Genomic DNA, 11,708 nt, shown 5'->3' with positions numbered 1-11,708 from the left:
CCCCCGCATGGAAGGGAAGCGACTCGTGACTGAGACCCGGAGCAAGGCCCGCCACCGCAGGAGGAGGAAGGCGCTCACGGCCGGCCTCCCCCTGGCCCTGACCGCCGCCGGAACCATGGCGTACGGCTCCGTCCTCGGAGCGTTCGGCGAGGAGGACGTCTCCGGCACCGACATCGCCTCGTCATACGGCGACTACGCGCGCGGCAACGTCTTCTCGGGCGCCTCCGGCCGCCCCGAGAGCGGCGGCACCGCCTTCGCCCCGAAGGCGTACTACCCGTACACCCTCGACCAGGCCGCTGATGCGCCCGGCCTCCTCAAGTCCGCTGCGGGGCACGGGAGTTCGATCGGCACGACGGCCGCGACGAGGGCCGCCGCGGTGACCACGCTGACCGTCGCCAAGGACGGCAGCGGCCAGTTCACCAGCGTGCAGAAGGCCGTGGACGCGGTGCCCGCGAACAACCCCTCGCGGGTGGTCGTCTCGGTCAAGCCGGGCACCTACCGGGAGCTCGTCAAGGTCCCGTCCAACAAGCCGCACGTCACCATCCAGGGCTCGGGGGCCAGCCGCAAGGACACGGTGATCGTCTACAACAACGCGTCCGGCACGCCCAAGCCGGGCGGCGGCACCTACGGCACCGGCGGCAGTGCCACCGTCGCCGTCGAGGCCGACGACTTCCAGGCCCGCAACCTGACGATCTCCAACGACTTCGACGAGGCCGCCCACCAGTCCCTCGACGGCCACCAGGCGGTAGCCCTGCGCACCGCCGCCGACAAGGTCGTCCTCGACGGCGTCATCGTCACCGGCGACCAGGACACCCTGCTGCTCGACACGGCGTCGAAGGACAGGCTCGGCCGTGTCCACGTCTCGAACTCCTACGTCATCGGCAACGTCGACTTCATCTTCGGCAGGGCCACCGCCGTCATCGACCGGTCGGTCATCACCCTCAAGAAGCGCTGGAACGGCACCTCGGCCGGTTACATCACCGCCCCGAGCACGGCCGCGGGCCGCAAGGGCATCCTCATCGCCAACTCCACCGTCAACGGCGACGTCTCCGACCGGAGCTTCTACCTCGGGCGCCCCTGGCACGCGGGCGGCGACGCCTCCCTCGACCCGCAGACGACGGTCCGCGACACCACTCTCAGCGCCGCCGTGAAGACCACCCCGTGGACCGACATGAGCGGCTTCTCCTGGAAGGACGACCGCTTCGCCGAGTACAGGAACAAGGGCCCCGGCGCGGGTGGCGCGAGCGGTGACCGCCCGCATCTGACCGACGCGCAGGCCGCCGACCAGGAGATCGCGGACTGGCTGGCCGGCTGGACGCCCGGCGCCTGACGCCCCCCGGCCGAGGAGCCCCGGGCCCCGCGGCCCGCACGTGACAGCCGTGACGGGGCGGCCCGCAACGTCCTCGCAACCTGACAGGGCGTTGACTGCGGCCATGGATGTGGTCCCGCGTGTAGAGCTGACCCCCGCGGCCGCCGACCTGCTCCGGCGGCTGCGGGCGGCCCACGGCCCGCTGATGTTCCACCAGTCGGGCGGCTGCTGCGACGGCAGCGCCCCCATGTGCTACCCGGACGGCGAGTTCCGTACGGGGGACTCGGACGTCCTCCTCGCGGAACTGGAGGTCGACGGGGTCGACGAGGCGGTGGGCTTCTGGATGTCCCGCGGCCAGTACGAGGTGTGGAACCACACCCGGCTCATCGTCGACGTCGTCCCCGGCCGGGGCAGCGGCTTCTCCCTGGAGGCACCCGAAGGAGTGCGTTTCCTGATCCGTTCCCGCGTCGTCGGCCCGGAGCCGCCGCCCGGCCGGTAGTCGTCTGGTGCACTTCCCCTGGGTCCTGGGACGGTTGACGAGACATCAGGGGGCACCGTGACACGTCGTGGCGGACGGTTCAGGACGGTTCTGGCGGTTCTCGCGGCATGGAGTGTGCTCACCGGCGCCGCCCTCGTGGGGGCGGCGCCGGCCACCGGCGCGCCCCGGGCCGCCGACCTCGCGCCGGGCGTCGCGTACAGGGAGTTCGACGTGACGGGCGCGCAGGGTGTGGCGCACGCCCATGTGCTGAGCGTCGATCTGCGCGATCGCCGGGTGGGCGTCGGCCTGCTGTACCCGGGGGCGGTGGCCGCACGGCAGACGGTGTCCCGGATGGCGACCGCCGCGGGTGCCGTGGCGGGGGTGAACGGCGACTTCTTCAACATCACCGAGGTCCAGCATCCGGGTGTCACCGCCACGGGCGCCGCCGTGGGCCCGGCGATCGCCCTCGGGCACGCCCTCAAGGCCGCCGTGCCGGACGGCCAGCGCTTCGGCCCAGCCCCGCCGCCCGGCACCGGCACCAAGGACGTGCTCGGCGTCACGGTCGACGGCGTGGCCCGCCTCGACAGCATCGCCCTCGACGGTTCCGTCACCACCGCCGGGGGCGCCCTCCCGCTCGGCGGCCTCAACCAGTACGCCCTGCCGGTCGGCTCCGTCGGCGCGTTCACCTCCGACTGGGGCACCGTCTCCCGGAAGCGAGCCGTGTGCGGCACCGACACCGACCGGGCGGCACCGTGCAGCGCCGACGTCCACGAGGTGCTGGTCGCCGACGGCCGGGTGGTCTCCGTCGCGCCCGCGCCCGGCAGCGGTGCCGTCGCGCCCGGCGCCACGGTCCTCGTCGGCCGTGAGGCGGGCGCCCGGTGGCTGCGCAAGCTCTCCCCCGGCGACCCGGTCCAGGTACGGCACCGCCTGGTGGCGGCGACGGCCCGCACCGCCTACGCCTTCGCGCTCGGCGGCTACCCGGTCCTGCGGTCCGGCCGACCGCTGCCGGGCCTCGACGACACGGTCTCGGCGGTGCGCACGGCCGCCGGTGTCGCCGAGGACGGCCACCGGCTGCTGCTGCTCGCCCTGGACGGCGCCCCCGCCCACCGGTCCGGTCTCACCGTCACCGAGGTCGCGGAGGTGATGCGGGGACTGGGCTCGGACGACGCGTTCAGCCTGGACGGCGGCGGCTCCTCCACCCTGGTCGCCCGCGCCGCCGACGAGAGCGCCGTGACCGTACGGAACCACCCCAGCGCGGGCGAGGAACGCCCCGTGCCGAACGGGATCGGGGTGTTCACCAAGCCGTGACGGCGGAGCGGCGGGCGGGGACCCGGCTCAGGGTTTGAGGCTGCTGACGATGTCCGCCGTGGCCGTGAGGCCGTTGTGGATGGTCGGCGCCAGGCTCGTGCTCGCCATGGAGAACCCGAGCAGCACACAGATGGCGGCGTGCGAGAGCTTCAGCGCGCCGTTGCGCATGAAGACCACCGCCAGGATCAGGAGCAACAGCACCACAGAGATGGAAATGGCCATCGTCAACCTCCTCCGCCACGCCCACTTCGCGGCATTCGGCCGCAAGTGTGGCGTAGCGGAGGGTTGGTCCGTGCGGCTGACGTGTCCGCCGAACGTGTGGTGTCGCTAGGGCTGTGACCGGTGGGCGTCGAGGAAGGCTTCGAGGCCCGCGAGGTCGTCGGTGTTGAGGTGGTCCACGCCCGCGACGAGGAGTTCACCCCAGACCGCGTCCCGGTCCGGACCCGCGACGTCGGGCGTGGCCCAGAACCGGACCCGCTGTCCGCGCCCGTGCGCCGTGGAGACGATGGCGCGCAGCTTGGCCCGCTCGGCGTCCGGGAACGGGCCGGCGCCGCGCCAGGTGAAGTTCAGCGACCAGTTGTCGGAGATCAGCGGGATGAGGGAGGCGGGCGCGGGTGTCGCGCTCACCAGGTCGGCGAGCCGCCCGTCGTAGAAGGCGTGCCGCACGGTCTGTGCCTCCATGGGGACGCGGGCGGCCCGGTCCCCGGAGATCACGGCCGTCACCGGTCCGGGGCGCACCCGGCCGTGGGCGTACGTCGTGAACAGGGGCCGGTGGCGCCGCAGTTGCCGGTGGAGTTCGAGATAGGTCGCGGCGCCCTCGGTCTTGATGTCGACGAGGAGTTGCAGCGGCCCGCGGTGTCCCCGGTACACGGAGCCGTGGTGGGCGCGGACGCGGGCGGCGAGCGGCGCCAGGTAGAGGGATTCCAGGGTGCGGGTCGGGTCGAGGTCCTCGGGGTCGTGGGCGACGAGGAGTTGGCCGTCGACGAGGAAGATGTCGGCCTCGACGCTGCCGAAGCGGTGGTCGAGGGCGTCGAGGAGGGGGCGGGGGTGCTCGTAGTCGTTGTGCGCGTGGGCCCGCCACAGCGGTCGGGGGCCCTGCCCGCGCTCCTGCGCCGCGAGGGCCTCGGCGGCGGGCAGGGCGAGCGGGCCGGCGAGTGCGGCGCCGAGGGTGGTGAGGGCTCTGCGGCGGGTGGTGAGGGCCATGCTCTGCCTCCCCTGGTGGCGTACGGGACCCCAGCGAGTATGGGGTCCCGTACCGCGCGAAGAGCATGTACGGGACAGGAGTTGGCCGGACCGCCGTCGTGTGTTCACCCCGTCCGCGCGGGGCGCGCGGAAAAGCCGCCCCAGGTGGGACGGGCTCTCCGCACGCCGCCGCACGCCGCCGCGTGCTGCCGTGGCGCCGTCCGTCGATGGCTGACGGCGGCTGACGGTGGCTGACGGCCGCTCAGGGTGCGCGCAGGTCGACCAGTTCGGCCAGTGCCTCCCGGTGGGCCCCCGCGGTGCCGTACGCGATCGCGTCGGCCTTGGCCCGCTTGAGGTACAGGTGGACCGGGTGCTCCCAGGTCATGCCGATGCCGCCGTGGAGTTGCAGCGCCTCCTCGGCCGCGTGGACGGCCACGGGCGCGGCGAACGCCTGGGCGACGGCCACCGCCACGTCGATGTCGTCGCCGCCGGTGGCGAGCGTGTCGGCCGCGTTGCGGGCGGCCGCCCGCAGGTTGACGACCTCCAGCCACAGCTGCGCCAGCCGGTGCTTGAGCGCCTGGAAGCCGCCGACGGGCCGGTTGAACTGCTTGCGTTCCTTGAGGTAGCGGACCGTCTCGGTCAGCGTCCAGTCGGCGAGCCCGAGTTGCTCGGAGGCGAGCAGCCCGGCCCCGGCGCGCAGGGCCCGGCGTACGGCGGGTTCGGCGTCGCCGAGGAGGCGGCCGGGCGCCCCGTCGAGCGCGACCGTCGCCAGGGGCCGGGTCAGGTCCAGGGACGGCTGCGGGGTGACGGTCGCGGCGGAGGCGTCGACCGCGTACAGGCCGCCGTCGTCGGCGGGCACGAGCAGCACGTCGGCGACGGCCGCGTCCGCGATGCCGGTCAGCTCGCCGTGCAGGGCGCCGCCCTCGAACCGTACGACCTTGTAGGCGCCGCCGGCGGGGACGTTCAGCGCGACCGCGAGGGCGCCGATCCTGCGGCCGGAGGCCAGCTCGGCGAGCAGGTCGTCGGCGGCGCAGGCCAGCAGGGCCTCGGTGGCGACGACGGCGCTCGTGAGGTACGGCAGGGGGGCGACGGCGCGCCCCAGTTCCTCCAGGACGACGGCGGCCTCGCGGTGGGTGGCGCCCTGGCCGCCCCGGTCCTCGGGCACGAGGAGTCCGGCGAGACCCATGCCCTCGGCGAGCGCCTTCCAGGCCGCCAGGTCGTGCGGGGCGTCCGTCTCCACGCGGGCGATGACTCCGGCCGCGTCGCAGTGGTCGGCGAGCAGGTCGCGGACGGCTGCGCGGAGGGCCTCTTCCTCCTCCGAGTACAGCAGGTCGGTCATCGGGCGAGGTCCTTCCAGGCGACGTCCTTGTCGGTGCGCGGCTCCGGGGGCAGGCCCAGGACGCGTTCGGCGACGATGTTCAGCAGGACCTCGGTGGTCCCGCCCTCGATGCTGTTGCCCTTGGAGCGGAGGTAGCGGTAGCCGGCGTCGCGGCCGACGAAGTCGACCAGCTCGGGGCGGCGCATGGTCCAGTCGTCGTACAGCAGGCCCTCCTCGCCGCGGAGTTCGACCTCCAGGCCGCTGATCTCCTGGTTGAGGCGGGCGAAGGCGAGCTTCATGCCGGCGCCCTCGGGGCCGGGCTGTCCGGCGACGAGCTGCTGGCGCAGCCGTTCCGCGGTGAGGCGGGCGGCCTCGGCCTCGACCCAGAGCTTGAGCAGCCGCTGGTGGAGGTCGTGGGTGCGCAGCTCGGGCCGTTCGCGCCATGTCCTGGAGACGGGGCCGATCATGCCGCCCTCGCGGGGCAGCCGCATACCGCCGATGGCGACGCGTTCGTTGTTGAGGGTGGTCTGGGCGACCTTCCAGCCGTCGCCGACGTCGCCGAGGCGGCGGGAGTCGGGGATGCGGACGTCGGTGATGAAGACCTCGTTGAACTCGGCCTCGCCGGTGATCTGGCGCAGCGGCCGGACCTCGATGCCGGGGTCGGTCATGTCGCAGAGGAAGTAGGTGATGCCCCGGTGCTTGGGCACGTCCGGGTCGGTGCGGGCGATGAGGATGGCCCAGCGGGCGACATGGGCGCTGGACGTCCACACCTTCTGCCCGTTGACCACCCAGTCCCCCCCGTCCTCACGGACGGCGCGGGTGCCGAGCGCGGCGAGGTCGGAGCCGGCTCCGGGCTCGCTGAACAGCTGGCACCAGACCTCCTCGCCGGTCCACAGGGGCCGCAGGAAGCGCTGCTTCTGCTCCTCGGTGCCGTAGGCGAGGATCGTCGGCGCGGCCATGCCGAGGCCGATGCCGATCCGCCGCGGGTCGTTGTCGGGGGCGCCCTCCGCCGCCAGGTCCGCGTCCACGACGGCCTGGAGGGAGCGGGGGGCGCCGAGGCCGCCGAGGCCCTCCGGGTAGTGCACCCAGGCGAGCCCGGCGTCGAAGCGGGCGCGCAGGAAGTCCAGCCGGTCGGTGGTGGCGGGCGGGTGCGCGGCCAGCAACTCGGCGGTGCGGCGCCTCAGTTCGGCTGCGTCGGTCATGCTGCGGCTCCGTTCTCCGGTGCGGGCACCACGACGACCCGGCCGGTGGTGACACCGTCCGCGACGCGCTGGACGGCGGCCGCGGCCCCGTCGAGCGGCACCCGCTCGCTCACCAGGGGCCTGACGACGCCACGCGCCGCCAGTTCGGTGAGCTGTTCGTGGCAGTGCTGGACCAGCTTCGGGTTCTTGGTGTTGTACAGGCCCCAGTGCAGGCCGAGGATCGCGTAGTTCTTGACGAGGGCGTGGTTGAGGCCGGGGCTCGGGATGGTCCCACTGGCGAAGCCGACGACCACGATCCGGCCCTCGAAGGCGACGACCTTGGTCGACTGCGTGTAGGCCTCGCCGCCCACGGGGTCGTAGATCACGTCGGCGCCCCGGCCCCCGGTGGCGTCCTTCACTGCGGAGATGACGTCCTCGCTCCGCCGGTCCACGACCACGTCGCAGCCCAGCTCCCGGGCGACGGCGGCCTTGTCGGCGCCACCGACGACCCCGATGACCGTGGCGCCGGCGGCCTTTCCGAGCTGCACGGCCGCGCTGCCGACCCCTCCTGCGGCGGCGTGGACGAGCAGCGTCTCCCCCGCTTCGAGGCGGGCCCGGCGGTGGAGGCCGAACCAGCCGGTCTGGTAGCCGATGTGCAGCGCGGCGGCCTCCGCGTCGTCCAGCGCGTCGGGCGCCGGCAGCAGGGCCGCGGCGTCCGCCACGGCGTACTCGGCGAGACCGCCGTACGGCAGTGCCGGGGTGGCGATGACCCGGCGGCCGTCCTCGGTCTCGGCGCAGATCTCCACGCCGGGCGTGAACGGCAGCGGCGGGCGGACCTGGTAGTGGCCCCGGGCCATCAGGGCGTCCGGGAAGTTGATGTTCGCGGCGCGCACCTTCAGCAGGACCTGGCCGTCGCCGGGCGTGGGCCGCTCCACGTCCTGGAGCCGCATCACCTCGCTCGGCTCGCCGTTCTCGTGCACTTGCCATGCCTGCATGCGGTGCCTCCACGGGACTGCTTCGTCGGACCGGGGTCGACTGACATCCGCATACTAAGCGGTCGCTTGCCCTCCGGGGAACACTCGGCGGACAGTAGCGTGCGTCACGGGCGGGCGGGCTTGGCCCGGACGTGCATCCGCTCCCCCTGCGGCCCGAACAGGCTGAGGAACTCCGCCGGAGCCTCGCCCGCCGCCCCGAACCAGTGCGGCACCCGGGTGTCGAACTCGGCGGCCTCCCCGGCGGTCAGCACCACGTCGTGCTCACCGAGCACCACCCGCAGCTTCCCCGAGAGCACGTACAGCCACTCGTACCCCTCGTGGGTGCGCGGGTCGGGGACCTGGGGCCCCTCCGGCTCGACGCGCACCTTGAAGGCCTGAAGGCCGCCCGGCTGGCGGGTGAGCGGCCAGTACGTGCGCCCGTGCCGCACGATCGGTTTGGACCGGACCCGCGGATCACCGACGGGCCGCTCGCCGATCAGTTCGTCCAGCGGGACCTGGTGGGCCCGCGCGATCGGCAGCAGCAGCTCCAGGCTGGGCTTGCGCAGCCCCGACTCCAGCCGGGACAGGGTGCTCACGGAGATCCCGGTCGCCTCCGACAGGCCCGCGAGCGTCACCTCGCGCTCCTTCCGCAGGGCCCGCAGCCTCGGCCCGACCCCGGCGAGCACCTCGTCCGTGCCGCCCGCCCCGTCACTCTTCTCACTCATGCGGCCATTGCAGTTTCGGCAAAGAGGTTTGTCAATACGGCAGCTCTCGGGCGACCTTGTCCGTGGAGGTGGTCACCATGACCCAGCAGTACGAAGTGATCGTGATCGGCGGCGGCGCGGCCGGACTGTCCGCGGCCCTGGTCCTCGGCCGGGCCCGCCGCCGGACCCTGGTCGTCGACGCCGGGGAGCCCCGCAACGCGCCCGCCGCCCACATGCAGGGCTATCTGTCGCGGGACGGCATGCCGCCGCGGGAGTTCCTGGCCGTGGGCCGCGAGGAGATCGCCCGCTACGGCGTCGACCTCGTCCGGGGCCGGGCGGTGGACGTCACCCGCGACGAGGACGCGGACGACGCCGCCTTCGCGGTGACCCTGGCCGACGGCCGCACCTTCCACGCCCGGCGCCTGGTCGTCGCCACCGGCCTCCAGGACGAGCTCCCGCCGGTACCCGGCCTCGCCGAGCGCTTCGGCCGGGACGTGCTGCACTGCCCGTACTGCCACGGCTGGGAGGTGCGGGACCAGGCGTTCGGCGTGCTCGCCACGACCCCCATGAGCGTGCACCAGGCCCTGATGGTCTCCCAGTGGTCCAAGGACGTCACCCTGTTCCTGCACACCGTCCCCGAGACCGACCTCTCCGACGACGACCTCCGCCGGCTCGCCGCGGCCGGTGTCTCGGTCGTCCCCGGCGAGGTGGCGGCCCTGCTGACCGAGGACGACCGCCTCACCGGCGTACGCCTCGCCGACGGCACCACCCACCCCCGCCAGGTCCTCTTCGCCGCCCCCCGTCCCCTCCCCCAGACCGCCCTCCTCGACCACCTGGGCGCCGACCTCCACGAGACGCCCTTCGGCGCCTACCCCGTGGTGGACGCGACCGGCCAGACCTCGATCCCCGGCATCTGGGCAGCGGGCAACGCCATGGCCTTCTCCGAACAGGTCATCAACGCGGCCTCCTCCGGCTACCGAGCAGGAGCCACGATCAACGGAGACCTCCTGATGACAGACCTGGACAGACACCGACCGGCGTGAACACGTGAGCCGAGGGATGACGCCGGGGGCGCGGGGAACGGCGCGACCGATCGGCCCGAAGGGCCATCGAGGGGCGCGGGGAACGGCGCGACCAGCCCCCACCCACCCGCACCCGCCAACACGCCCCCGCACCCCCACCCAATAGGCACCCGGCCAAACTCCGTAGGACCATGGCTGCATGCTGTTCGCCCAGCTAGCCCACCTGTCCCACCAGGTAGCCGCCACCTCGGCCCGCTCCCGCAAGACCGCGCTGCTCGCCGAGCTGTTCCGGGAGGCGGACGCCGAGGACGTGCCGATCGTCATCCCGTACCTCGCGGGCCGACTCCCCCAGGGCCGTCTCGGCATCGGCTGGAAGGTCCTCGACCAGGACATCGCCCCCGCCGCCGAGCCCACCCTGACCGTACGCGACGTCGACGCCCGTCTCACGGAGATCGGCGGCGTCACGGGCGCCGGCTCGCAGGCGGAACGCCGGCGCCTCGTGGGCGAGTTGCTCGCCGCGGCCACCGATGTCGAGCAGCGCTATCTCTTCGGGCTCCTCACGGGCGAGGTCCGGCAGGGCGCGCTGGACGCGGTGGCCGTCGAGGGCCTCGCCTCGGCGACAGGCGCTCCCCCCGCCGACGTCCGCCGGGCGGTGATGCTCGCCGGCTCGCTCCAGACGGTGGCGCAGGCGCTGCTCGCGGACGGCCCGCCGGCCCTGGAGCGGTTCCGGCTCACGGTGGGGCGACCGGTTCTGCCCATGCTGGCGCACAGCGCCTCCTCGGTCGCGGACGCCGTGGAGAAGCTGGGCGCCTGCGCGGTCGAGGAGAAACTGGACGGCATCCGGGTCCAGGTCCACCGTGACGGCCCCGACGTACGCCTGTACACGCGGACCCTCGACGACATCACCGACCGCCTCCCCGAACTGACGGCGGCGGCACTGGAGTTGCCGGGCGAGCGGTTCATCCTCGACGGGGAGGTGATCGCGTTCGACGAGACGGGACGGCCGCGCTCCTTCCAGGAGACCGCCGGGCGGGTCGGCTCGCGGCTGGACGTGGCGACGGCGGCCGAGCAGGTGCCGGTGTCGCCGGTCTTCTTCGACGCGCTCTCCATGGACGGCCGGGACCTCCTCGACCTGCCGTTCACCGAACGCCACACCGAGCTGGCCCGGCTCGTCCCGGAGCCGATGCGGGTCCGGCGCGCCCTCGTCCACGGCCCCGACGACCTCGCCGAGGCGGAGCGCTTCCTCGCGGACACGCTCGCCCGGGGCCACGAGGGCGTCGTACTGAAGGCCCTGGACGCCGCCTACAGCGCGGGCCGCCGCGGCGCCTCCTGGCTGAAGGTGAAGCCCGTGCACACCCTCGACCTGGTGGTGCTGGCCGCCGAGTGGGGCCACGGGCGGCGCACCGGCAAGCTCTCCAACCTCCACCTCGGCGCGCGTACCGCCGACGGCGGCTTCGCGATGCTCGGCAAGACCTTCAAGGGCATGACGGACGCGATGCTGACCTGGCAGACCGAACGGCTGCGGGAGTCGGCCGTCGAGGAGAAACGCTGGGGTGTGACCGTCCGCCCCGAACTCGTCGTCGAGATCGCCTACGACGGCCTCCAGCGCTCGACCCGCTATCCGGCCGGTGTCACCCTGCGTTTCGCGCGCGTGATCCGCTATCGCGAGGACAAGACCCCCGCCGAGGCCGATACGGTCGAGACCCTGCTCGCCGCACACCCGGAGGTCACCCGGTGACGACACCCAAGCGCAGTGCCGGTCTACTGCTGTACCGCCGCACCGAGCACGGCGTCGAGGTGCTCCTGGGGCACATGGGCGGCCCGTACTTCGAGCGGAAGGACGCGGGCGCGTGGACGGTGCCGAAGGGCGAGTACGAGCCCGACGAGCCCGCCTGGGAGGCGGCGCGCCGCGAGTTCCGTGAGGAGCTCGGGCTGGAGCCGCCCGACGGGGAGGCCGTACCCCTCGGTGAGGTGCGGCAGACCAACGGCAAGATCGTCACCGTGTGGGCGATCGAGGCCGACCTCGACCCGTCGACGGTGGTGCCGGGGACCTTCCGGATGGAGTGGCCGCCGAGGTCGGGGCGGATCCAGGAGTTCCCCGAACTGGACCGGGTGGAGTGGTGCGCCCCGGAGCGGGCCCGCGCGGTGCTCGTGCAGGCACAGACCGAGTTTCTCGACCGGCTGGCTGAGCACTCGGGCTGAGCCCGCGTTGCGGCGCGCGTCGCCGCGCGG

At 73.6% G+C, this 11,708-nt stretch carries 11 protein-coding genes and 1 pseudogene; 6 read left to right on the top strand and 6 right to left on the bottom strand.

Features of this window, described 5'->3' with window-relative positions:
* Positions 1 to 151: 151 nt before the first annotated feature.
* The 3 genes and pseudogenes from SMA5143A_RS28145 to SMA5143A_RS28135 all read left to right on the top strand — a co-directional run.
* A pseudogene (locus SMA5143A_RS28145) lies at positions 152 to 1,330 on the top strand (pectinesterase family protein); the annotation flags it as partial.
* 103 nt (positions 1,331 to 1,433) lie between these two features.
* Complete coding sequence (locus SMA5143A_RS28140) at positions 1,434 to 1,808, top strand: DUF779 domain-containing protein (protein ID WP_107465612.1); 375 nt, start codon at positions 1,434 to 1,436, stop codon at positions 1,806 to 1,808.
* Between the two features lie 57 nt (positions 1,809 to 1,865).
* Positions 1,866 to 3,095, top strand: a complete 1,230-nt coding sequence (locus SMA5143A_RS28135; RefSeq protein ID WP_375136552.1) for a phosphodiester glycosidase family protein — start codon at positions 1,866 to 1,868, stop codon at positions 3,093 to 3,095.
* Positions 3,096 to 3,122: 27 nt separating this feature from the next.
* Here the strand turns inward: SMA5143A_RS28135 and SMA5143A_RS28130 are convergent, their stop codons facing one another.
* From SMA5143A_RS28130 to SMA5143A_RS28105, 6 genes are all read right to left on the bottom strand, one after another.
* Positions 3,123 to 3,317: a hypothetical protein gene (locus SMA5143A_RS28130; protein WP_099965186.1), complete on the bottom strand. Its 195-nt coding sequence runs from the start codon at positions 3,315 to 3,317 to the stop codon at positions 3,123 to 3,125.
* Positions 3,318 to 3,422: 105 nt separating this feature from the next.
* Positions 3,423 to 4,298, bottom strand: coding sequence for a phosphatidylinositol-specific phospholipase C/glycerophosphodiester phosphodiesterase family protein (locus SMA5143A_RS28125; protein WP_107465610.1), 876 nt, complete (start codon positions 4,296 to 4,298; stop codon positions 3,423 to 3,425).
* Positions 4,299 to 4,539: 241 nt separating this feature from the next.
* Complete coding sequence (locus tag SMA5143A_RS28120) at positions 4,540 to 5,616, bottom strand: acyl-CoA dehydrogenase family protein (protein ID WP_107465609.1); 1,077 nt, start codon at positions 5,614 to 5,616, stop codon at positions 4,540 to 4,542.
* Positions 5,613 to 6,797 (bottom strand): acyl-CoA dehydrogenase family protein, encoded by a 1,185-nt coding sequence (locus SMA5143A_RS28115; protein WP_107465608.1) that lies wholly within the window; start codon positions 6,795 to 6,797, stop codon positions 5,613 to 5,615. Before SMA5143A_RS28115 ends, SMA5143A_RS28120 begins: the two co-directional genes overlap by 4 nt.
* Entirely contained in the window at positions 6,794 to 7,771 is a 978-nt protein-coding gene (locus tag SMA5143A_RS28110; protein WP_107465607.1) for an NADPH:quinone oxidoreductase family protein, read from the bottom strand. The genes SMA5143A_RS28115 and SMA5143A_RS28110 overlap by 4 nt, the downstream gene beginning before the upstream one ends.
* A gap of 104 nt (positions 7,772 to 7,875) precedes the next feature.
* Entirely contained in the window at positions 7,876 to 8,475 is a 600-nt protein-coding gene (locus SMA5143A_RS28105; RefSeq protein ID WP_107465606.1) for a helix-turn-helix domain-containing protein, read from the bottom strand.
* Positions 8,476 to 8,552: 77 nt separating this feature from the next.
* On the opposite strand from SMA5143A_RS28105, the gene SMA5143A_RS28100 reads away from it, so the two are divergent.
* From SMA5143A_RS28100 to SMA5143A_RS28090, 3 genes are all read left to right on the top strand, one after another.
* Complete coding sequence (locus tag SMA5143A_RS28100) at positions 8,553 to 9,497, top strand: NAD(P)/FAD-dependent oxidoreductase (RefSeq protein WP_107465605.1); 945 nt, start codon at positions 8,553 to 8,555, stop codon at positions 9,495 to 9,497.
* A gap of 178 nt (positions 9,498 to 9,675) precedes the next feature.
* Positions 9,676 to 11,214 carry an ATP-dependent DNA ligase gene (locus SMA5143A_RS28095; RefSeq protein WP_107465604.1) on the top strand — a complete coding sequence of 513 codons (1,539 nt, stop codon included), beginning with the start codon at positions 9,676 to 9,678 and terminating at the stop codon, positions 11,212 to 11,214.
* Positions 11,211 to 11,678, top strand: coding sequence for an NUDIX domain-containing protein (locus SMA5143A_RS28090; protein WP_107465603.1), 468 nt, complete (start codon positions 11,211 to 11,213; stop codon positions 11,676 to 11,678). The genes SMA5143A_RS28095 and SMA5143A_RS28090 overlap by 4 nt, the downstream gene beginning before the upstream one ends.
* The last annotated feature ends 30 nt before the right edge of the window (positions 11,679 to 11,708 follow it).

The organism is Streptomyces sp. MA5143a, assembly GCF_900290235.1.
GTDB lineage: Bacteria > Actinomycetota > Actinomycetes > Streptomycetales > Streptomycetaceae > Streptomyces.
This window is presented reverse-complemented; position numbering and strand designations above follow the sequence as displayed.